The 21,413-nt window shown below is 69.4% G+C and carries 21 protein-coding genes; 12 read left to right on the top strand and 9 right to left on the bottom strand.

Annotated elements, in window-relative coordinates; all coding sequences use genetic code 11:
• Positions 1-9: 9 nt before the first annotated feature.
• Both C8E96_RS15415 and C8E96_RS15420 read left to right on the top strand, forming a co-directional pair.
• Positions 10-1,212, top strand: coding sequence for an MFS transporter (locus C8E96_RS15415; protein WP_091373950.1), 1,203 nt, complete (start codon positions 10-12; stop codon positions 1,210-1,212).
• A complete protein-coding gene (locus tag C8E96_RS15420; protein ID WP_228769853.1) occupies positions 1,209-2,171 on the top strand; it encodes a TolB family protein in 963 nt (320 codons plus the stop codon). Before C8E96_RS15415 ends, C8E96_RS15420 begins: the two co-directional genes overlap by 4 nt.
• Here the strand turns inward: C8E96_RS15420 and C8E96_RS15425 are convergent.
• Entirely contained in the window at positions 2,144-3,079 is a 936-nt protein-coding gene (locus C8E96_RS15425) for a hypothetical protein (RefSeq protein WP_091373953.1), read from the bottom strand. The two genes, C8E96_RS15420 and C8E96_RS15425, sit on opposite strands and share 28 nt — an antisense overlap.
• 93 nt (positions 3,080-3,172) lie before the next feature.
• Positions 3,173-3,589: an IS200/IS605 family transposase gene (tnpA, locus tag C8E96_RS15430; RefSeq protein ID WP_091373956.1), complete on the bottom strand. Its 417-nt coding sequence runs from the start codon at positions 3,587-3,589 to the stop codon at positions 3,173-3,175.
• A 22-nt stretch (positions 3,590-3,611) separates the two neighbouring features.
• On the opposite strand from tnpA, the gene C8E96_RS15435 reads away from it, so the two are divergent.
• The 3 genes from C8E96_RS15435 to C8E96_RS15445 all read left to right on the top strand — a co-directional run bounded on the left by C8E96_RS15435 (position 3,612) and on the right by C8E96_RS15445 (position 7,754).
• On the top strand, positions 3,612-4,844 hold the full coding sequence (locus tag C8E96_RS15435) for an RNA-guided endonuclease InsQ/TnpB family protein (protein WP_133794487.1): 1,233 nt from the start codon (positions 3,612-3,614) through the stop codon (positions 4,842-4,844).
• Positions 4,845-4,922: 78 nt separating this feature from the next.
• A complete protein-coding gene (locus C8E96_RS15440) occupies positions 4,923-5,963 on the top strand; it encodes an MBL fold metallo-hydrolase (RefSeq protein WP_091373962.1) in 1,041 nt (346 codons plus the stop codon).
• A 210-nt stretch (positions 5,964-6,173) separates the two neighbouring features.
• Positions 6,174-7,754, top strand: coding sequence for a M12 family metallo-peptidase (locus C8E96_RS15445; protein WP_228769854.1), 1,581 nt, complete (start codon positions 6,174-6,176; stop codon positions 7,752-7,754).
• 40 nt (positions 7,755-7,794) lie between these two features.
• Here the strand turns inward: C8E96_RS15445 and C8E96_RS15450 are convergent, their stop codons facing one another.
• From C8E96_RS15450 to C8E96_RS15465, 4 genes are all read right to left on the bottom strand, one after another.
• Positions 7,795-8,310 (bottom strand): methylated-DNA--[protein]-cysteine S-methyltransferase, encoded by a 516-nt coding sequence (locus C8E96_RS15450; RefSeq protein WP_091373966.1) that lies wholly within the window; start codon positions 8,308-8,310, stop codon positions 7,795-7,797.
• Positions 8,311-8,460: 150 nt separating this feature from the next.
• A complete protein-coding gene (locus C8E96_RS15455; protein WP_091373969.1) occupies positions 8,461-8,892 on the bottom strand; it encodes a hypothetical protein in 432 nt (143 codons plus the stop codon).
• Between the two features lie 602 nt (positions 8,893-9,494).
• Entirely contained in the window at positions 9,495-10,046 is a 552-nt protein-coding gene (locus tag C8E96_RS15460; protein ID WP_091373972.1) for a hypothetical protein, read from the bottom strand.
• A 74-nt stretch (positions 10,047-10,120) separates the two neighbouring features.
• Positions 10,121-10,543 carry a rhodanese-like domain-containing protein gene (locus C8E96_RS15465; RefSeq protein WP_091373975.1) on the bottom strand — a complete coding sequence of 141 codons (423 nt, stop codon included), beginning with the start codon at positions 10,541-10,543 and terminating at the stop codon, positions 10,121-10,123.
• Between the two features lie 71 nt (positions 10,544-10,614).
• Between C8E96_RS15465 and C8E96_RS15470 the strand changes: the two genes are divergently transcribed.
• Positions 10,615-11,556, top strand: coding sequence for a helix-turn-helix domain-containing protein (locus C8E96_RS15470; protein ID WP_091373979.1), 942 nt, complete (start codon positions 10,615-10,617; stop codon positions 11,554-11,556).
• 9 nt (positions 11,557-11,565) lie between these two features.
• On the opposite strand, the gene C8E96_RS15475 is transcribed toward C8E96_RS15470, so the two are convergent.
• Entirely contained in the window at positions 11,566-12,030 is a 465-nt protein-coding gene (locus tag C8E96_RS15475) for a winged helix-turn-helix domain-containing protein (RefSeq protein WP_091373982.1), read from the bottom strand.
• Between the two features lie 151 nt (positions 12,031-12,181).
• A complete protein-coding gene (locus C8E96_RS15480) occupies positions 12,182-13,231 on the bottom strand; it encodes a hypothetical protein (RefSeq protein ID WP_091373985.1) in 1,050 nt (349 codons plus the stop codon).
• 145 nt (positions 13,232-13,376) lie between these two features.
• Here C8E96_RS15480 and C8E96_RS15485 point away from each other — a divergent pair, with 145 nt between their 5' ends.
• Positions 13,377-14,141, top strand: coding sequence for a bestrophin-like domain (locus tag C8E96_RS15485; RefSeq protein WP_091373988.1), 765 nt, complete (start codon positions 13,377-13,379; stop codon positions 14,139-14,141).
• Entirely contained in the window at positions 14,138-15,652 is a 1,515-nt protein-coding gene (locus tag C8E96_RS15490) for a DUF6923 family protein (RefSeq protein ID WP_091373991.1), read from the top strand. The genes C8E96_RS15485 and C8E96_RS15490 overlap by 4 nt, the downstream gene beginning before the upstream one ends.
• Positions 15,653-16,367: 715 nt before the next feature.
• Here the strand turns inward: C8E96_RS15490 and C8E96_RS15495 are convergent.
• Positions 16,368-17,459 (bottom strand): S1 family peptidase, encoded by a 1,092-nt coding sequence (locus C8E96_RS15495; RefSeq protein WP_091373994.1) that lies wholly within the window; start codon positions 17,457-17,459, stop codon positions 16,368-16,370.
• Between the two features lie 570 nt (positions 17,460-18,029).
• Here C8E96_RS15495 and C8E96_RS15500 point away from each other — a divergent pair.
• The 4 genes from C8E96_RS15500 to pstA all read left to right on the top strand — a co-directional run bounded on the left by C8E96_RS15500 (position 18,030) and on the right by pstA (position 21,407).
• Positions 18,030-18,518 carry a helix-turn-helix domain-containing protein gene (locus tag C8E96_RS15500; RefSeq protein WP_091373997.1) on the top strand — a complete coding sequence of 163 codons (489 nt, stop codon included), beginning with the start codon at positions 18,030-18,032 and terminating at the stop codon, positions 18,516-18,518.
• A gap of 198 nt (positions 18,519-18,716) precedes the next feature.
• Entirely contained in the window at positions 18,717-19,070 is a 354-nt protein-coding gene (locus tag C8E96_RS15505) for a hypothetical protein (protein ID WP_091374000.1), read from the top strand.
• A 157-nt stretch (positions 19,071-19,227) separates the two neighbouring features.
• A complete protein-coding gene (gene pstC, locus C8E96_RS15510; RefSeq protein ID WP_091374004.1) occupies positions 19,228-20,256 on the top strand; it encodes a phosphate ABC transporter permease subunit PstC in 1,029 nt (342 codons plus the stop codon).
• Entirely contained in the window at positions 20,256-21,407 is a 1,152-nt protein-coding gene (gene pstA / locus C8E96_RS15515) for a phosphate ABC transporter permease PstA (RefSeq protein WP_091374006.1), read from the top strand. The genes pstC and pstA overlap by 1 nt, the downstream gene beginning before the upstream one ends.
• Positions 21,408-21,413: the final 6 nt, after the last annotated feature.

Here is a 21,413-nt window from a genome sequence, read left to right on the forward strand (position 1 = left end):
GCAGCAGCGGTGTATGTCACCACTGAGCCGCTGCGCGGTGCGGCACGGTCGACGGCGAAGGTGCCGTCGACCGTGCTCGCGCTGGGCATGGTCAGCCTCTTCACCGACATCTCCGCCGAGATGGTCACGGCGTTCCTGCCGATGTACCTGGTCTACGGCCTGGGTGTGGGCTACCTGCAGCTGGGTTTGATCGACGGGCTCTACACCGGCGCGACCGCGCTGCTGCGCCTCGTCGGCGGCCATGCCGCGGACCGCACCGGCAAGCCGAAGACGGTGGCGGCGTTCGGCTATGGACTGTCCGCGGTGACCAAACTCGGGTTCCCCGTCGCTGGCGGCTCGCTGGGCGCCATCGGCGGGCTGCTCGCGCTTGACCGCGCGGGCAAAGGGATCCGCACCGGTCCCCGGGACGCGATCATCGCGATGAGCGCGCCGCCGGACCTGCTCGGCCGCGCGTTCGGCGTGCACCGGATGCTCGACACCATCGGCGCGTTGCTCGGCCCGGTGGTGGCCTTCGTGCTCATCGCCGTCACCGCCCAGGCCTACGACGCGGTGTTCGTGGTCAGCTTCTGCTTCGCCATGGTGGGCCTGGTCATCCTGCTGGTCTGGGTTCAGCAGCCGGTGGGGACACCGGCGAAGAAGAAGATCAGTGTGCGTGAGGGTTTGCGCCTGCTGGTGCGCCCGGAGTACCGCAAACTGTGTCTGTGCGCCATGTTCCTCGGGCTGGCGACGGTGAGCGACGCGTTCATCCTGATCGCGGCCCAGCAGCGCACCGGGGTGTCCCAGGATCTGTTGCCGCTGCTGCCGTTGGCGATCGCGGTCACCTTCCTGTGCGCGGCCGTCCCCGTGGGCAGGCTCGCGGACCGGGTCGGCCGCTGGCGGGTTTTCCTGGTGGGACACGGGTTGCTGCTCGCGGTGTACGGGCTGTTGATGTCGGGTCTCGGCGGCTGGCCGGTGCTGCTGTTGGCCCTGGGCCTGCATGGCTTGTTCTACGCGGCCACCGACGGGGTGCTGATGGCGTGCGCGGGGCCGATGCTCCCCGAGGAGGTCAAGGCGTCCGGGTTGGCGGTGCTGCAGACCGGGCAGGCGCTGGCGCGTACGGTCGCCGCAGTGCTGTTCGGCGTGGGCGCGTCCCTGGTCGGGCTCGGGCCCGCTTTCGCTGGTTATGCGGTGGTTCTTGTGATCGCGGTCGTGGTGAGTTGGAGGTTGCGGTGAAGAAGATCATCGGTATCGGCGCGATCGTCGCGCTGAGCGTGGTGGCGGTGGTCTACGTCGCGTCGGCCTCGAAGAGTTCGGCGACCGGGACCCTGGACCTGGCCGCGCGGGACTCGGTCGTCTATGTCGACGGCAGCGGGAAGGTCGGCCAGCTCTCCCGTGCGGACTCGTCCTCGGCGGTCGTCACCGACCGGTCGTGCCTGCGGGTCTACAGCGCGGCCGGGACGACGGCGTGTCTGCGGTCGGTGGCGGTGCCGCCGAGCTTCGAGGCCGAGGTCCTCGGCCCGGACCTGGCGGTGCGGCGGGTGATCAAGCTGGACGGCACGCCGAGTCGGGCCCGGGTATCGGATTCCGGGAATCTGGTCGGGTGGACGGTGTTCCGCGAAGGCGACTCGTACATGGCGCCCGGCTACTTCTCCACCACGGCAGGCATCTTCGACCAGCGGTCGGGGACCCTGTACGGATCGATGGAGGACTTCACCTCCTATGTGGAGGGTGTGGAGCATCAGGCGGTCGACCGGAACTTCTGGGGTGTCACCTTCGCCGACGACGACCGGACGTTCTACGTGACGCTCGGCTCAGGCGGGAAGACTTATCTCATGCGCGGCGATCTCGCGGACCGCACGCTCAAGTCGGTGATCCAGAACGCCGAGTGTCCGTCGTTGTCGCCGGACGGCACGAGGGTCGCCTACAAGAAACGGTCCGGCGAGACCTGGCGGCTGCACGTGCTGGACCTGGCTTCGTCGAAGGAGACCGCGCTGGCCGAACCCGCGCATGTGGACGATCAGGCGGCGTGGCTCGACGACTCCACGATCGCGTACGCGCGGCCGGTAGCGGCGGGGGAGGCGCCGGGGATCTTCACGGTCCCCGCTGACGGTAGTGGTGAGCCGAAGCTGTTGCGGGCCAACGCTTCCTCGCCCGCGGCGGTCGGTCAGTCCCAGTCCCAGGCCAGCCGGTAGATGCCGGGCACCGGGTCCAGCACGGTGTGCTGCGCGGTGCAGCTGGCCCCCAGTGGCACTTCGACCTCCTCCTGCGGGACGTCGCCGATCGAGGGCAGGTACGTGCGGTAGACCCGCACCGGCAGGGCCGCGGTGTCGAATCGGACCTGCACGGAGTAGACCCGGCTCGCCCGCCCCAGCCGCTGGGAGTGGTAGCGCTCCTGGGCGTTCGTGCGCACCGTGAAGCCGATCACCACCAGGTCGCCCGCCTTCGCGGGCTGGTCCAGCAGGAGTTCGTAGGTGGTGAAGCCGGTCTCGGCGTCCTCGCGCCTGCGGCCGGGGCGGCAGCCGATGGTGTCGGTGATGTCGAGACAGTCGCCGACATCGCTTCGGTACGCCCCGGTGTAGCGGTCGGTCCCGTCGCGTTCGGCCCGCAGGACGAGGTGGTGGCTGATCGTCCGCATCCGCCGCCGCGCGTCCACCGTGGAGGTGAGATGCGTGGCGATCTTGGCGACCTGGTTGATCGCCTCGATGCCGGTGCCCATCCGCTGCAGCGCCCTGGCCAGGCCATCCGGTCGGGCCCACGCCTGGTCCGCGCGCATCTCGCCGGGGCTCTGCGCCAGCCACCGGCCGCGGGGACGCGGTGGGCCCAGCAGGCTCGACAGCGCCCCGGTGGGGACGCCGACGATGTCCTCCAGCACGGCCAGCGCGCGCAGTGAGTCGGGGCGTTCTGGCTGGGTGCGGCCGCTCTGCCAGTTGCTCAGCGCGGTCTTGCTCACCGCGGCGTCGCGTTCGCGGAGGCGGAACTGGACGCGGTCGAGGCTCAGGCCGCTCGACTTGAGGGCCAGGCGCAACGCCAGGCTGAACGGGCCTGTCGTGAGGGCCTGGGACAGGCGCCTGCTGTCGGTGGTCTCGCGGTCGACCGGCATCGCGCTCCCTCCTGCGTTCCCGCGAGGAACCATAGGGACTCGCGGCGAGGCTTGCTACCCGGATGCGGGCCAGTGCTCTGTCCAAGTGGTGCCCTAGGCGGGCCGATTCTGTTGCTCGATGTATTGGCGTAGAACGTTGATCGGTGCCTCGCCGCGGGAGCCTGCGAAGTATGAACCTGCCCAGAGCTGGTTGGTCCGCCAGTAGTGGCGGGCCAGGTCAGGGAATTCTTGGCGGATCCGCCGCGATGAGACGCCCTTGAGGCTGTTGACGAGTTTCGACAAGGCGATCTTGGGTGGGAAGTTCACGAGCAGGTGCACGTGGTTGGTCTCGCCGTTGAACTCGACCAGTTGGGTCTCGAAGTCGGAGCACACCGCCCGCATGATCTCCTCCATTCGGGTGAGGTGCTGATCCGCGAACACGATGTGCCGGGATTTTGTAACGAAGACCAAGTGGGCATGAAGGGTGAAAACACAGTGTCTACCAGTACGAACGCCTTCGAGATCAGCCATAAACCAATGGTACGCTGTGGCTGTGCAGCTCCGTTTCAACTACCGGCTCCGCCCGAACCCCACCCAGTGCGAGGCACTGGCCAGGGCGTTCGGATGTGCCCGGGTGGTCTTCAACGACGGGCTGCGCGCACGCCAATCGGCAAGGGACAACGGTCAGGGACACATCTCGGACGGGGAGTTGTCGAAGCAGGTCATCACGCTTGCCAAGAACACGCCGGAGCGGGCGTGGCTGGGCGAGGTGTCCTCAGTCGTGTTGCAGCAGGCTCTCGCGGATTTGAACGTGGCGTACCGAAACTTCTTCGCCTCGGCCACCGGAAAACGCAAGGGTCGCTCGGTGGCCCCACCACGGTTCCGCTCGCGCAAGGACAACCGGCAGACCATCCGGTTTACTAGGAACGCCCGGTTCGCAGTACTGGACAACGGCAGGCTGCGGCTGCCGAAGATCGGTGACGTGCCGGTCCGCTGGTCGCGCGATCTGCCGGCGGCGCCCAGTTCGGTCACGGTGATCCGGGACGCGGCAGACCGGTACTTCGCCTCGTTCGTGGTGCAGACCGCCGAGAACGAGATACTGCCCTCGGTGGACTCCGAGGTGGGTATCGACCTCGGGTTGACCCATTTCGCGGTGCTGTCCGACGGGACGAAAGTCGCCGCGCCCAAGTTCCTGCGCCGCGCCGCCCGCAAGCTCAGGCGGTTGCAGCAGGACCTGTCCCGCAAACAGCGAGGTAGCCAGAATCGCAAGAAGGCCGTCGTGAACCTCGCCCGCGCTCATGCGCGGGTGGCCGACACCCGCAGGGACTGGCAGCACAAGCTTTCGACACAGATCATCCGCGACAACCAAGCGGTGTACGTCGAGGACTTGTGCGTGACCGGGCTCGGACGCACGAGGCTGGCGAAGTCCGTGCACGACGCGGGCTGGGCCAGTTTCACCGCCATGTTGGAGTACAAGGCCACCCGGTATGGGCGGACCTTCGGCCGGGTGGACCGGTTCTTCCCGTCCACCCGCATGTGTTCGGACTGCGGACACATCAACGACAAGATGGCCCTCGACGTCCGAACGTGGGACTGCCCGTGCGGCAGCACCCACGACAGGGACGTCAACGCCGCAGTCAATATCAAGGCCGCCGGACGGGCGGACTTCAACGACCGTGGAGCGCGGGTCAGACCAGCAGCGATGCCGGCACCGCGCAGCGAAGCGGTAATCCACCCGGACGCCGCGCGTTCCACGCGCGACGTGGAGGGAATCTCCGTGCTTTAGGCGGAGAGAATGTCAATGTTCGGTGGACTAACCGTTTACCGTTGCCGTTGCGGGTGGCAACTACTTCGGGAGGCGACGATGGGTGCCGGATCAGGTCCATGGACCGAGCCAGGCGCGTTCCCGGTCGCGCCCGGGGTGCACCGGGTCCCGCTCCCGCTGCCGAACGACGGGCTGCACGCGGTGAACGTCTACGCCGTCGAAAGCGCGGACGGGCTGGTCCTCATCGACTCCGGCTGGGCCTTGCAAGAGGCCCGTGACCTGCTGGAATCGTCGCTCGGCTCGATCGGGTACGGGTTCGAGGACATCGGCCGGTTCCTGATCACCCACATGCACCGCGACCACTACACGCTGGCCGTCGAACTGCGGCGGATGTTCGGCGCGCGGATCGCGCTCGGGGTCGGGGAGCAGCCCAACTTCGACGCCGTGCGCGGCGGCTCCGGCGAGGCTCAGCTCGCCGAGATCGCCCGCTGGGGTGCGGCTGACCTGGTGGAGAAGCTGCGGGGTCTCTACACGCGGGACAACGCCGAGCAGGCCAAGGCGACCTACGAACTGCCCGACGACTGGATCCCCGGCGCCCAGGACATCGAGATCGGCGACCGCACCCTGCGGGCCGTGCCCACCCCCGGCCACACCCGCGGCCACGTCGTCTTCGCCGACCCGGCGGCGTCGCTGCTGTTCTCCGGCGACCACGTGCTGCCGCACATCACCCCGTCGATCGGCTTCGAGCCCGCCCGCGCGGAGCTGCCGCTGGGCGCCTACCTCGACTCGCTGCGGCTCATGCGCACCCTGCCGGACATGCGCCTGCTGCCCGCGCACGGCCCGGTGACCGACAGCGTCCACACCCGCGTCGACGAACTGCTGCTGCACCACGAGGAGCGGCTCGCCGCGACCGAGGCGGTCGTCCGCGAGGGCGCGGCGACGGCGTTCGAGGCGGCGAACCGGCTCACGTGGACCCGCCGCGGCCGCGCATTCGATGAATTGGACACCTTCAACCGCACGCTCGCGGTGGGGGAGACGGCGGCGCACCTGGATGTGCTGGTGGTGCGCGGAGAACTCAAGTCGTCCACTGTGGACGGTGTGGTCGAATACGTTCCGCTGCCCGGCGATCAAACCGCCTGACAGATCCGCTTGAAAGTGTCGCTAAACCGCTGATTTCCCTTAACTGGTAAGCGGTAACCCTGTCGCGCGTCTGTGCACGGCGGAATCGCCTGGATACCGTCCGAACTTCATTACCAACCACGGCGCCTGCCTCGCCGTGCGCGACCGCTTGCGCACACCGACCCCCTGCTCGCGTGGGGCACGCGTCGGGTTGTCGCGCGAGGGAGAGTAATGAATCGACGACGGAAAACCCAGTCCACACTCGCAGTTCTCGGGCTGGGTGTGAGTTTCCTGGCGGTCCTGCCCACCGCCTCCGCCGAGCCGCGTCAGGTGGCCGTCCCACTTTTCGCCGAGGACACGACCGCCCGCGCCGCGGGCCAGGCCGACAAGCTGCGGCAGGAACGGCCCGCCAACGCCGCGGTCCGGATCAAGCGCGCCAACGCCGCCGTGGTGGGTGCGGGAACCGAGCTGATCTCGCTGGACCTGGGTGACCGCACGGTCACCGCGGTGCGTGACAACGCGAGCACCACGGGAAGCGGCAACACCTTGTGGACCGGGCAGGTGCGGGAGACCGCGGTCGCCCGCTCCAGTGGTCCGGCCGAGGTCGGCACGGACGAGTACAACTCGGTGACACTGGTGCGTTCCGGTGAGGGCGTCACCGGCACGGTCCGCGTTTCCGGTGTGCTGTACCAGATCCACCCGGTCGCCGGTGGTCAGCACGCGGTGCTCAAGGTCGACGAGTCCAAGATGCCGCAAGACCACCCCCGTGTGGAGGGCGGCGTGCCGACGATCGCCATGCCGGCGACGCAGAGCGCGGGCGCCGCGGCGAACACGGTGATCCGGGTGCAGGTCGTGGCGACCCAGCAGGCTGTGAACGGCTACAACGGGGACATGCGCGCCCTGGTCGACCTCGCGGTGTCGGAGACCAACAAGGGCTACCTGAACTCCGGGGTCGGGATCACCCTGGAACTGGCCCACTATTCGACGGTGAACTACACCGAGGCGGGCATGTCGACCGACCTCAGCCGCTTCCGCGGCACCAGCGACGGCTACATGGACGGGGTGCACGCTCTGCGCGACCAGTACGCCGCCGACGTCAACGTGCTGATCCTCAACGCCAGCACGTCCTGCGGCATCGCGTCGGGCATCGGCTCCTCGGCCGCGACCGCGTTCGCCGTGGTGGCCCGCAGCTGCGCGACCGGGTACTACAGCTTCGGCCACGAGATCGGCCACCTGCAGTCCGCCCGGCACGACCCGGCGACCGACTCGAAGACCACGCCCTACGCCTACGGCCACGGCTACCGGTACGGCAGTTCGTGGCGCACGATCATGGCCTACAACTGTTCCCCGAGTTGCCCGCGCATCAACTACTGGTCGAACCCGCGCAAGACCTACAACGGCGTTGCTATGGGCACCACCGACCGCAGTGACAACGCGCGGGTCCTCGAGCAGACGAAGGCCACCATCGCCGCCTTCCGCGGCGGCACCGCGACGCCCACCAACGAGCTCTCCAAGGGCACCGCGGTCACCGGGCTTTCCGGCGCCTCCGGATCGTCGACCGCGTACACCCTGACCGTCCCGGCGGGGGCGACGAACCTGTCGTTCTCGACGTCGGGCGGAACCGGCGACATGGACCTGTACGTGAAGTTCGGCAGCGCCGCGTCGACCAGTTCCTACGACTGCCGCTCCACCACGAGTTCGTCGACCGAGCGGTGCGCCTTCACCACGGCGCAGGCGGGCACGTACCACGTGACCATGTCCGGGTACTCCGCTTACTCGGGCGTGAGCCTGGTGGCGGACTACACGAGCTGACGACGGCCGCCGAGGGGGCGCCCGGGCCCCCTCGGCGGTGTCAGAACAGTGATGGCTGCCCGTTGGGGGCCGCGCCCTCGATGGTGAGCATGCGGAGCTTGGTGGCCGAGCCGCCGCCCGCGGAGAACCCGCCGATCTTGCCGCCCGCGCCGAGCACCCGGTGGCACGGAACGATGATCGGGTACGGGTTGCGGCCCAGCGCCTGGCCGACGGCCTGGGCGGAACCGGGCATACCCAGCTCGCGGGCGACCTCGCCGTAGGTGAGCGTGCTGCCGGGCGGGATGGCCCGGGCGACGCGGTAGACCTGTTGGTGGAACTCGGGAACCCCGGTGGGGTCGAGTTCGATGTCGGCGAGGTCGTCGGCCGCACCCGCCAGCAGCGCGGTCATCCGCTCGATCGCCGCACGCACCTGCGGGGGAGGCTCGGTCTCCTCACCACCACCGAGCCGCCGAACCGTGGCCGCGTCGTCTTTCTCCGGGAGCTGGACAGCGGTGATCCCGTTCGGCCCCCATGCGACACCACAGCAACCGATAGCCGTATCGAACAGCGCGTACATGGGAACACTGTGACATAGCGCCCGGGGGCGCGGCTCGGTCGCATTGATGGTGACGTTTCGGGGGTCCCGCACGAACACTGCCAACTTCGATGGCGTGTTCGTGCGGGACCCCCGAAACGTCACCGCGACCGAGCGGGGTTGGGAGTCCGCTCAGGCTTGCAGCAATTGGTCGAGCAGGGCTCGGTATTGGTGGAGGGATTGGCGTAGTTCCTCGGTGTCCTGCGTGGATCGGCGGAGGGCCTTGTGGCGTTCGGCCATCGAGTTCTGCAGGCTCCGGATCACCTCGGTGACCAGCGCGTCCGCTCCCCGCACCGCGTCCTGGGGGTTGTCGACGAACGTCGCCTGCACCCGCTGCCACTCACCGCGCAGCCGCGAGGCCTCGTCGGGCTGGAACAGCTTGCCCTGCCCGCCGCGATCACCCCGGTCGACTTCCGGCGCGATCCGATCCGTGGAGCGCGGGCCGAAGCCGTCCGCCTCGTCCGCGTCGGGGCGGCCCGCCTGCCGGGCGACGGAAGCCTCGCCGGGTGGGACAGTGGCGTCGGACTCGGCGGGCGGGACGAGGCCGGCGTGCGGCTGCGTCATACCCGCGCCGCCGGGTTGTCCAGGACCCGTCGGCCTGCCTTGCTCACCGGGCCCCATGGCTCCGGGTTGCCCGGAACCCATTGGCGCGTCTTGCACCCCGGTGGCCATGGGCATTCGGCGCTCGCCGGACTCCCCGGAACCCATCGGCCCGCCTGGGTGCCCGGAACCGGTCGGCTGCCTGCCACCCATGGGCCTGGCTTGCTCGCCGGGACCAGTCGGCCTGCCTTGTTCCCCGGTGCCCATCGGCCGGTCCGCCCGGTCGGGACCTCGCTGTCCGCCCGGCTGCCCGGGACCCATGGGAGGCATGGCCTGCGTCTCCGGCTGCTCGGCGACCGCGGGCCGGTCCGGCCCGCTCGTCCGTGGCGGCGCCGAAGGGTCGTCACGCGGCGGCATCGGTGCCCGCGCGTCGCGCGGGCCGGGTTGTGGCCTGACTTCCTGTCGGACGTCAGGGGTCTCGTCGTGCGTGGGCGCTCTCCTCGTGGGGACCTCGCCGGGCCGCTGATCCTCAGCCGATTCGGATAAGTCGACGTCCTGCGAGGTCTGGCCGCGGTGTTGTCGTGGATCTGGGTGTTCGGTCTCGTGTCGCACGGATACCTCCGTGGCTATCGCTGGTTGGTGTGGTGTTCGGCAGGCCCGAGCAGGTCGTCGAACAGCGCTCGGTAATGCACCATCGCGGCGCGCAGTTCCTCGGTGGAGACCTGGGTGCGGGCGTTGCGCTCCTTGATCTCGTGCGCCTCGCGGTAGTGCTCCAAGGTCTGGGCGTGGCCGACGGACAGGTCGGCGACCTGCTGGTCGTAGTCCTCCGTGGGGTAGCCGCGCTCAGCCATCAGCGCGGTCACGAGCCGGTCGGCCTCCTCGACCGACGGACTCGGCCGGTCCACGAACTGCTCCTGCACGAGCGCCCAGTGCTGGGAGTAGCGGTCGCGCAGGGTCGGCGTGAGCTCCTTGATGTCGAGCTCGGCGTGCCGCTTCTCCCGCTGCGCCAACTCGCGCTCGGCCTCGCGGCGCGGCTGTTCGGCCACGGTGCGGTCGTACTCCGGGCCGAACTGTTCGCGCAGGTGAGCGCGGCGTCTGCGCATCATGACCAGGACCGCGATCACCACGAGGATCACGACGACGGCGATGACGATGCCGATGATCGTGCCGGTTGACATGTCGTCTCCTTCCGGAGCGAAAGGAACAAAACGGATCCCTTCCGGCTACCCCGCTCCGGCCTGCCGAAACGCTGTCAGCACCCGCAGGTGATCGCGTGCGCCGGCGCGGTCAGCGGGTCGACCACGCCGCGTGTGCGGCCGGTCGCGCTTTCCACCTCGAATCCCTCGCGCGCCCAGTACTCGAATCCGCCGAGCATCTCCTTGACGTGGTAGCCCAGCTTCGCGAACTCCAGCGCCGCCCGCGTCGCGCCATTGCAGCCCGGCCCCCAGCAGTAGGTGACGACGGCCGCCGTGAGCGGCACCAGGTCCCGTGCCTCGGCGGCGATGCGGGCGGTCGGCAGGTGCAGAGCGCCGGGCACGTGCCCCTGGTCCCACGACTCGGCGGACCGCGAGTCGACCAGGACGATCTCGCCGGTCGGCAGCGCGGCGTGCACGTCGCTGACGTCGGTCTCGAAGGCGAGGCGGGTGCTGAAGTGGGCGATGGCGGCGTTGTTCATGGGGCAATCGTGGGGCCGAACGGCCCGATGACGGGAGTGGCGTGAATGCCGTTGTTCGCTAACATCTCGCCATGCGCACCGTGAGCGTGCTGGCCTACCCCGGGATGTCGATGTTCGAACTCGGCATCGTCACCGAGGTGTTCGGCCTGCCCCGGCCCGAACTCGACGTGGACTGGTACCGCCTCACCGTCTGCGCGGAAGCGGGCGAGGTCCCGGTGATCGGCGGCGCGCGCCTGCGCACCGACGGCGACCTCGACACGCTCGCGGCGGCGGACACCGTGATCATCCCCGGCGTGTCCGACGTGCGCGGAGCTTGCTCGCCCGCGCTGGTGGCAGCCCTGCGGTCAGCCCACGCTCGCGGCGCGCGTCTGGTGTCGATCTGCTCGGGAGCGTTCGCCCTCGCCGAAGCGGGCCTGCTCGACGGCCGCCGCGCCACGACGCACTGGCGCTACGCCGCCCGGCTGGCCGAACGCTTCCCCGCGGTCACGGTCGACCCGGACGTGCTCTATGTCGACGAGGGAGACGTCCTGACCAGTGCGGGAAGTGCCGCGGGCCTCGACCTGTGCGTGCACCTCATCCGCACCGACCACGGCGCGGCCGTCGCCAACGCGGTCGCGCGACGGCTGGTCGTGCCGCCGCACCGCGAGGGCGGGCAGGCGCAGTTCATCGAGTCACCGGTCAGCGCGCCCGAGGACGACGCCGTCACGGCCACGATGGCCTGGGCGCTCGCCAACCTGACCGCCCCGATCACCATCGCCACCCTCGCGCGTCAAGCGCACCTTTCGCCGCGGTCGTATCTGCGGCGGTTCAAGGAAAGCAGCGGGACCAGTCCGATTCGGTGGCTGATCGCCCAGCGGGTGCAGGCGAGCCTGCCGTTGTTGGAGGCCTCGGATCAGTCGGTCGCCGAAATCGCCACCGCGGTGGGGTTCGACAGCCCGGTGACTTTCCGCCACCATTTCGCGCGCGCTTTGCACACCTCGCCATCGGGCTACCGGCGGGCATTCCGCGGCTGAATACCCGCCTCACATCTCGACGACGGCGAGCATCGGGTCCGAGAACTGGTAACCGATTCCCCGAACCGTCCGGATCAGGTCCCGATCGGCGTCGATCTTGCCGCGCAGTCGGCGGACATGCACGTCCACTGTCCGCTCGCTGACATACGTCGTGTGCCACACCTCCGCCATCAGCGCCCGCCGCCGATGCACCCGGGTCGGTCGGGAGACGAGGTAGTGCAGCAGGTCGAACTCCAGCCGGGTCAGCTCCACCTCACGGCCGCGCCAGAGCACCTTGCGGGAGCCCACCTGCAAGCGCAGCGGGGCTGACCGCGGCAGGGGGACGACCACCCCGGGCAGCGGGTCGATCGACTCCACCGTGCCCAGGGCGCTCAGTGCGCCGAACAGGTCGGGAAGCCGGTCCGCGTCGGCGGTCAGGTGGACGGTCAGGGCGAGTCGGGTGGTTTCGGGCGCGCTGAACAGAGGCGTGGCCATGGTGGGTCCAAAGGGGTTCAGAGGGTGCAGAGCGACTGGGGACGGCGGCGGTCAGGGCCGACATCGCGGGTGAGGAGTCACTGTTCGCACACTCTGAGTCGACCAGGGCCGGGACGCGCGGTCAACGGCGTCCCGGCCTCTGGGACAAGTGCTACTCCGGGAAGTGCTCGATCGCCAGGTATGGGTGCAGCGGTCCCGCGTTGCGCGGCAGGAACCACTCGTCGAAGTCGAGGCCGGGGGTGCCGAGCAGGTCGATGTCGTCCTCACCCTCGGTGGCGAGGTCGAAGAGCCGCTCGTGGTCGAGGTCGGCGAAGGCGTGCTCGTCGAACGCGGTGAGGATCTCCTTGATCGGCAGCTCGTCGAGCAGGCCCGCGAGGTCGAGCTGGACCGCGGCCTCGCCCTTGAGCACGTGCAGCGCCAGCGCCTCGGCGGTGCACAGCGGCGCGACCCAGTCGGGCTGCGAGAGCCGGTAGCCCAGGATCGACGTCGTGACCAGGAACTGCTTGGCGAACAGCGCGCCGTAGTGGTCGGCGTAGCGCAGCGGGAGCTGGTTGATCACGCTGAGCGCCTCGACGTCGCCCGCGGCGCCCTCGGCGTCCTCCAGCTCCTGGATGTCGGCGAACAGCTCGTCGGTGAGGATCTCCATGCCCTGCACCAGCGCGCCCGCCACCAGCCGGGCCGCCTCCTCGGAGATCACGCAGTCGGGGTCGTCGGGGTCGTGGCCGAACGCCTCCGGGCCGAACGCGCGCAGCGTCGCCGCCGAGACGAGCAGCTCATCGCGCAGGGCGGTGATCTCCTCCTCGGTCAGCTCGGCCTCGTCGTCCTCTTCTTCCTCCGGCTCGGTGATCTTGGCGCCGAGCGCGGCCTCGAGGTCGTCGTCGGTGGCGATGACCTCGCACCGGCCGACCGTCCACCCCTCGAGCAGATCGGTCTGCGCGATCATCTCGGTGAGCACGTGCCGGGCGGCTTCCTCGGCGAAGGCCAGGGCGGGCGAGTCGACCAGCCACGTGATGACCGCGCCGGTCGGGTGGACCGCGATCGCGTGGTCGAGCGGCTCGACCTCGATGCCGTCGGGACCCTCGATCCCGGCGAGCAGGTCGAGCTGCTCGTCGAGCAGGGCGGCGACGCCGTGGCGCTGCAGCGGGTCGAGGTCGGCGGTCCCGGGCGCGGGGGACAGGCTGGCGGTGAGCTGGTATTCCACGGGTGGAGTGTAGGAGCGCGGAGTGGACCGCCGGCGTAGCGGGCGTCATCCGATCGAGTACAAAGATCATCCAGACGCGACGTGCACTTCCCGGCTGGACACGATTTCCTTGGTGTTTAAGCAGTTTCCTCTGGGAAGGATGGGCATGGGCATCTATGTCGCCGGCCTCTTCTGGGTGTTGGGCGCGGCGCTCGTCGCGGGCGTGGTCGCCTACGTGGTCCGCCGCTTCGGCGAGACGCACGGCACCGTGGAGAACAACGAGGCCGCGGGTCAGGTGTTCACCATCGTCGGCGGGCTGCACGCGGTGCTGCTCGCGTTCGTCCTGATCTCCCTGTTCGACGCGGTCAGCCACGCCGAGGACGGCGCCTACCGGGAGGCGGACAGCCTGGTCGCGGCGAGTTGGGCGGCCGAGGCGCTGCCCGAGCCGACCCGGTCGGAGGTGCGCGACCTGTCGGTGTCCTACGCGAGCGCGGTCCTCGACAAGGAGTGGCCGCTGATGCGCGAGGGCAGCGGCGACGCGGGCGAGCAGGGCTGGCGCGACCTCGAGCAGATGCGTTCCGCGATCAGCCAGGCCACCGCCGCGGACGAGTGGCAGAACGACCAGAAGACCGAGGCGGTCGACAAGCTGTGGACGGTCTACGAGGCCAGGCAGGAGCGCCTCAACGCCGCGGGCAGTGAGGGCGTGAGCGACGTGGTGTGGTTCGCGCTGCTCGCGGGCAGCGTCATGTCGGTGGCGCTGCCCCTGCTGTTCGGCGGGCCGCGCCCCAAGACGCACATCCTGATCGTGGCGGTCCTCGCGGGCACGCTGTCGCTGCTGCTGTTCGCGACCCACCAGCTGCAGAACCCGTACGCCGGCGGCGCCCAGGTCGGCCCGGACGCGTTCGAGTCGGTCCTGGCGCGCTTGCAATGAGCCGACGCCTGCTCGCCGGCGTCGTCGTGGCCTGCACGGTCGGTGCGGCAGGCGCCATGGCGACGACCGGACCGGGCGCCGCGGCGCCCGCGCAGGCGGGTTGCGTCTTTCTGCGGGTGCACAGTGTGGGTGGTCTGGGCCTGTCGGTGCTGACCAAGGTCCGCCTGTCCGACGGCGCCCTCGACCGCGTCGGCGTTCTCGGCTACCGCGTCGACGCCCTGGGTCACGCGCCCGGCAGCCCGCTGTCCTACGGCTTGGCGAGCAGGAGCCTGACCGGCCCTTTCGCCGACGGCGCCCATGTGATCACGGTCGACGCGCGGGGAGCGGTGCGCGACCTGGGACCGGTGCGCGGCCCTGACCTGCCCAAAGACCGACTCACCGGGGCCACGGCGGGCACCATCCACCAGGGCGACCTCCTCGTCCGCGACGGCCACTACCTGTACGCGATCGAACTCGACCCGAACAGCCCCCGCTACCTCGGCCTGACGCGAACCACGGAGCTGCGCCCGTACGAACTGGCCCGCACGGTGGACGACTTCGACACCCGCGACGGAATGCTCTACGGCGTCTCCGCCCACGTCGCGTACTACGGCAAAGTGGTCAGGATCGACCCCGTGACCGGCCGGGTCACCTACGCGCTCGGCCACAAACTCCCGGCAGGCCGCCCCTACGGCGCCGCCCTCATCGGCCCAGACGGCGCCCTGTACGCGGCGGCCAACCGAATAGCGGGCCGCAGCCGCTTCTACCGCGTAGACCTATACACCCCCCACGCGTCGGTTCGCCCTATCGCCGTCTGGCCGGCCGTCGACGCCGCCGACGCCACCGGCTGCGTGGCGAACGCGCCCGCGCCGCCCCCGGTCGGCGGCCCGACGGCGACCAACACCCGCCCACCCGCACCGGGCGCTGGACCCACGCAGACGAACACCCGCCCACCGGCACCGGGCGTCGGCCCACCCCAGACGAATACTCGCCCACCGGCACCGGGCGTCGGCCCACCCCAGACGAATACTCGCCCACCGGCACCGGGCGTCGGCCCACCCGGGACGAACACTCGCCCGCCCGCGCCAGGCGCCGCACCCTCGCAGACCAACACCCGCCCACATGAGCCCGGCGTCGCGGTGCCGGAGGGCAACGTGCTCCCACCGATGTCGGAGATCTCAGGGTCGGTGGGGATCACCCTCTTCCCACCCGCCCCCGGCGCGAACGGCCCGACGGCGACCAATACCCGCCCACCCGCCCCACCGGTCGTGTTGCCGCCCCTCCCGCCTGCCCCGTCGCCCACGGCCCCGCCGACAACCCCGATCCCGCCGCCGCCCCCACAGGCTGTCGCCTCACCACCACCGGCGCCGCCGGCGACGAAACGGCCCAAATTCCGGGCAAGCGAGCCGCCGCCTCCCGTGGCAATGGACACCCGAGGCGACAAGACAGAGAAGAAGCGCCGCTGGGGAGTGGCGGTTTTGGTATTGGTCCTTGGAGCGGGAGCCGCAGCAAGCAGAGTCCGCCACCGCTGACCGGAGAGAGGCTGATCGCAAGGACTAACCGCGATGCCTTGGTGGGACCGATCTCCCCGTAATCGCGAGGGCCCTCAGTCATGTGGTGGGGGACTGATCTCCGCAATCGCGAGAGCCCAACCGTCATGTCTCGGTGGGGTCGATCCCCGCGATCGCGAGGCCTACCGAGATGCCTTGCGGCACCGATCCCGCAATCGCAAGGGGTCAGCCGCGATGCTCTGGTGGGAACGGTCCCCGCAATCGCAGGGGGCCAGCCGCGATGCCTAGGTGGGACTGATCCTCGCACCGCGAGGGGCGAACGGTCGTGTCTCGGGTGGGACGGATTCCGCACCGCGAGGGGCCAACCGTCGTGTCTCGGGTGGGACTGATCCCCCGCCGCGAGAGGCCAACCGTCATGCCTTGGTGGGACAGATCCCCGCAATCGGAAGGCGCTAACCGCAATGCCATAGGGAAACCGAGCCCCCGCAATCGCAACGGGCCAATCCCAGTTGCCTGTTTGGGTGGTTCGCCTTGATTTGGGGTGAAATGGGCCTAAACTTTCGCGGCGCGGGGCAGTTTCCCTATCCTGCCCGCTTTACCCGCGCAGGCCCATTTCTAGGGGTCCCCAAATCAAGGCGAACCACCCAAACAGGCCCACCCACGCCAGCCAGCCGGCGAACCCCCCAAACAAAGCCAGCCGCGCCCGGCCGAAACGACCGGGCGCGGCCAAGAAGCATCACCCCGTGTAAAGAGTGAGCCCGTAAGCCGACAACGCCTCCCGAACCGGCTGGAAGAACGTCGTCCCCCCACTGCTGCAGTTGCCCGACCCACCGGACGTCATCCCCTGAGCCTGCACCCGCCCAGACACCGGGGCGCTGACAACTGAGCCGCCCGAGTCGCCGGGTTCCGCGCACGCGTTGGTGCGGGTCAGCCCGTAGACGATGTTGCCGCCGCCGTAGTTGACCGTCTGGTTGTAGGCCTGCACGCTCCCGCAACGCCATCCCGTCGTGGACCCCGACCGGCAGATCGTGCCGCCGATGCTGGTGACGGTCGATCCCGCCACGGTCACGTCACTCCCGCTCGAGTAGCGGTCGACCAAAGCCGTGGACAGCGCTGTGCTGCTGGTGACCCGGACGATCCCGTAGTCGTTGGTGGGGAACGACGAACCGGCGACCGAGCCGATCGAGCCGCCGGTTCCGGACACCGAACTCGCGCCCCTCGTGCAGTGGCCCGCCGTGATCACGTACCGGGTGCCTGAGGAGTTGCGGGCGTTGAAGCCGACCGAGCAGCGGCCGCCGCCGAGGTAGATCGCCTGGCCGCCGATGATGCTCCACAGCGGTTGCGGCGCTTCGGTGACGTGGTCGATCCGGACGGCGCCGTGGTTGGCCGCCCTGGCCCAGGCCAGGCCCGCGGCGTCGTTGCCCAGCACGGACACGACGACCTGGTTGGCCGGTGCGTCGACGTACCAGCCGGTGACCGAGTCGGGCGCCGACCGGGCCCGTTGGTCCATTGTGGACTGCACAGTGTCGAGTGCGGCGGCGCTGTGGGTGAGCACCTTGGCTTGGGCGCCGGACGCGCGGATCTCGCTCGCGCGGGTGGCGTCGGTGACGCCGACGACGAACTTGCCGGTCGCGGTGTCCAGCCAGGAATTGGCGTAGGCGCCGCCTAAGCGGTCACGCAGCGACTGCTCGGTGGCGGCCAGTGTGGACGGACTCGCCGACGCGTCCAGAACGGACACAGGGGCGGCCGAGGCGGGTGTCACGAGCGCGGCCGCGGTGACGGCGGCGCAGATCAAGGGCAGGGCGGAACTCAAGGTACGTCGACTCACGAACGGCCTCCATAGGCAGGGGGATTGGGCCGGAACAGCGACGGTGTACACCTGACGAGCGACGCTACGCCCGCCCATCGGTGACCGGTATCGACTATCCGTGCGCTCTGCGTGACCCGAGCCTGAAGTGATTTGGTAACAAGATGTGGCGATATCGCGCAGCCGGGTGACCCCTTAAGGGGTGACGAACCTCGTCTGGCTCAGTGTCCACATCGCACTGGTAGTCCCTGGACGTCGAAGCGCCCCGGAGGCGTCCGGCACGACGGCCTCCGGGGCGCGCACTCTCGACGTGTCCGCCCCGCCTTGCGTCAAGCGGGTCCTCGATGCGGACCACGAGTTCCCGTGCCCCGCGAGTATGTGCCCGAGAATCCCGTCGGTCCAGGGCTACCGGCGGGTAATCGGACGGGTTTTCAAGATCTACTGTGGGTGGCCCGCAGTGAACGGCTCTCACTCGATCGGATAGCAGTACGCGCGGTACGGGTACCGCGCGCGCAAAAGTGCGTAGCGTTGCACCACAACGGCGTAAGTACTGGTCAATGATGGTGTCGGGGACGCCGGATGGGGCGTGTGATGGACGGGGCCGCATACCAACGCGCCCTCGGGCGTGAGCTGCAGCGACTACGGCTGCGGCGCAAATGGACGCGCGCGCAGTTGGTCAAGCAACTGCCGAGCGAGCTTTCCGCCCAGGCGCTCGCCTCCTATGAGACCGGCACGCGCTCGTGCACGGTCGTCCGCTTCATAGAACTCTGCGGCGCGCTCGACGCGTCGCCGCACGACCTCCTCGAACGCGTCCACGACCAAGTGGTGCACTCGGAGTTCCCGGCCACCCTCCGGATCGACCTCGAGCGACTAGCCGAGGACCACCGCCCCGAACTGGCGCCCGCCCGCGGCTGGGCCCACGCCGAGGTGACCCGGCACGCCGCCCAGGCGCGCGAGCTGGATCTCGCCGCGTTGGAGTCGCTGGCCGCCCTGTGCGGGCTGCCGACGGTGGAACTGATCAGGATGCTCCGCCAGGACGCCGAACAGGCCGAGCCCCCACGTGTGGGCTCGGCACGTTAATTTCCGCCCGACTATTAGGTGCCGATTTGTTCGGCTAACCGTATTCGGTCGCCCGCACAGCGTGATAGCGCTGTGTCGGGCCGTCTGGCGTGAGTGCGATCGCAACCTGTGCAACGTGCGAGATTTCGCCGCCGTTCACCCGCGCGGATGACGATTTCGCAGCACGGTCGGGGTGCGTCAGACAAGGGAGAAACCCATATGGCCGTCGCCCGATTTCAGATCTACCGATCCGCGGGAAACGGTGTCACCTGGCGATTCCTTTCCGCCAACAATCGGAGTATCGGTCAGGCCGCCGTGGGCTTCGCGGACACCGACCACTGCGTCGCCGCGCTTCGTGAGCTGTATGACCAGCTCGACTCGGCCTCGGCGACGATCATCAGGGAGGGACCCAAGCAGTTGTGGTCCTGGCGCGTCCGGGTCGCCGACCGGGATCTTGCGGTGTCCAGCAGGCAATATCACCGGCGGGTCCAGGCCACTTACTCGTGTCGGAGTTTCCTCGAACTCGTGAGCCAGGCACAGAACGCGCACCTGCCGCGGGCGGCTCATTTCTGATAGCCATTTCCGCCGATTCCCGGTGCTGCCATTCGGCCTATCGGCTTCGATATGCGGCAGGCCATTCGTTCGTTGTTCATGATATCAACCTGGGCAGGCCAACTGCTCGGGGTTGGGTCGACGACATCACCACCGATCCTCTGTGGAGTAACCCCGAATGTCTCAAGTGATCACCGAACCCGACCTGGTCGGGCACGAGGTCCGGCCCCCGGACGGTCCCCGTCGCCGGGTCCGGCCCTCCGGTGGGGTGGACCGCGTGTTCCGGGTGCTGCTGCGCGCCGCGGGCGTCGCCGTGCTCGCGATCATGGCGACGGTGGGCCTGTTCCTGCTCACCCGGGGCTCGAGCGCCTTCGCCGCGGCCGGGTTCGACTTCCTCACGGTGGCGGCCTGGGAGCCGGACTCACTCAACTTCGGGATCGCGGCGGTCCTGGTGGGCACGCTGCTCATCGCGGCGGTCGCGCTCACCGTGGCGTTCCCGCTGGCGCTGGGTGTCGCGCTCTACATCTCCGAGTACGCGCCGCGGCGGATCCGGCGGGTGCTGACCAGCATGGTCGACCTGATGGCCGCGGTGCCCAGCGTCGTCTACGGGCTCTTCGGGTCGGTCTTTCTGCAGTGGCAGGGGGTCGACATCCCGCGCTGGCTGTCCATCCAGTTCGGCTGGGTCCCGTTCCTGAGCGTGCCCGGCGCGGACCCGGACAACCCGCTCGCAGGCGACTCCGTCTACGTCACCTCGACGTTCTGGGCGGGCCTGATCGTCGGTTTCATGGTGATGCCGTTCATCTGCTCGGTCATGCGCGAGTCGTTCACCCAGGCGCCGCAGGGGGAGCGCGAAGGCGCCTTGGCGCTGGGCTCGACGCGCTGGGGCATGATCCGCAGCGTCGTGCTGCCCTTCGGCCGCAGCGGCATGATCGGCGGCACCATGCTCGGCCTGGGCCGCGCGCTCGGCGAGACGATCGCCGTGGCGATGATCATCGCACCGGTTTTCACCATCCAGACGCACATCCTCGGTAAAGGCGGCCACTCGGTGTCCGCCCTCATCGCCCAGCAGTGGGGATCGGCGACCGCGTTCGGGTTGTCGGCGCTGATGGCGGCCGGGCTGGCGCTGTTCGCGCTCACCCTGGTGGTCAACTTCGCCGCGTCGGCGGTCATCGCCCGCAGCCGGTCCGGCCAGGGGAGCGACGCCTGATGTCCACTGTGGAATCCTTCGAGACACGCCGGGACACGGCGACAATCCGGCGGGCCGATGTCGTGGCCATGTTCGGCGCCCTGGTCGCGGCCGTCGCCATGACGGCGCTGCTGTTCGACCAGATAGCCCCGTTCTCCGGCGCGGTCGGCTTCATCGCCATCGCCTACCCGCTGTTCCTCGCGCTCTACGCGCTGCTGGTCTCGCTGGAGGAGAACGGACTCACCGTCCGCGACAAGCTGGTCTCCGCCATCGTGCACAGTTTCGCGCTGGTGGCGCTGGGGGCGTTGCTGTTCATCGTGGTCTACCCGATCGCGCTGGGCCTCGACGCCTTGACCCACCTGAACTTCTTCACCGACGACATGTCCGAGGCGGGCACCCTGGACCCGCTGGAACTCGGCGGGATCCTGCACGCCGCCGTCGGCACCCTGCAGCAGATCGCCATCGCCCTGACCATCACCGTCCCCCTGGGACTGACCTGCGCGGTGTTCCTCAACGAGACCAGGGGATCGTTCACCCGGCTCGTGCGCACCGTGGTCGAGGCGATGACCGCGCTGCCCTCGATCGTGGCCGGCCTGTTCATCTACGCCTCGCTGATCCTGGTCCTCGGGGTGCCGAGGTCCGGGTTCGCCGCGGGCTGCGCGATCAGCGTGATGATGCTGCCGATCATGATCCGGGCCGCGGACGTGGTCGTGCGGCTGGTGCCGAGTTCGCTGCGGGAGGCATCGCTCGCCCTGGGCGCCGGGCAGATGCGCACGGTGTGGCACGTGGTCCTGCCGACCGCGAGGTCCGGCCTGACCACCAGCGTCCTGCTCGCCACCGCGCGGGGAATCGGGGAGACCTCACCAGTGCTCATCACCGCCGGGTTCACCCCGTACCTCAACCTCAACCCGTTCAGCGACGCCCAGGTCTCGCTGCCGCTGGCCACGTTCCAGTTGGTCAACTCCTCCGAGGAGACCATGAAGCAGCGCGGATTCGGCGCCGCCGCGGTGCTGATGGCGCTGGTGCTGATCCTGTTCGGACTCGCCCGCCTCATCGGCGGCCGCGAGCCCGGCAACCTGTCCCACGGCCAACTTCGCCGCCGCGACAAGGCTTCGCGGCGTGACCGCGAGCGGTTCACCGCACGGGACCGCAGGAACCCGGATACGCAATGAGGAGAA

The sequence above is a fragment of the Actinokineospora alba genome (assembly GCF_004362515.1).
GTDB classification, from domain to species: Bacteria; Actinomycetota; Actinomycetes; order Mycobacteriales; family Pseudonocardiaceae; genus Actinokineospora; species Actinokineospora alba.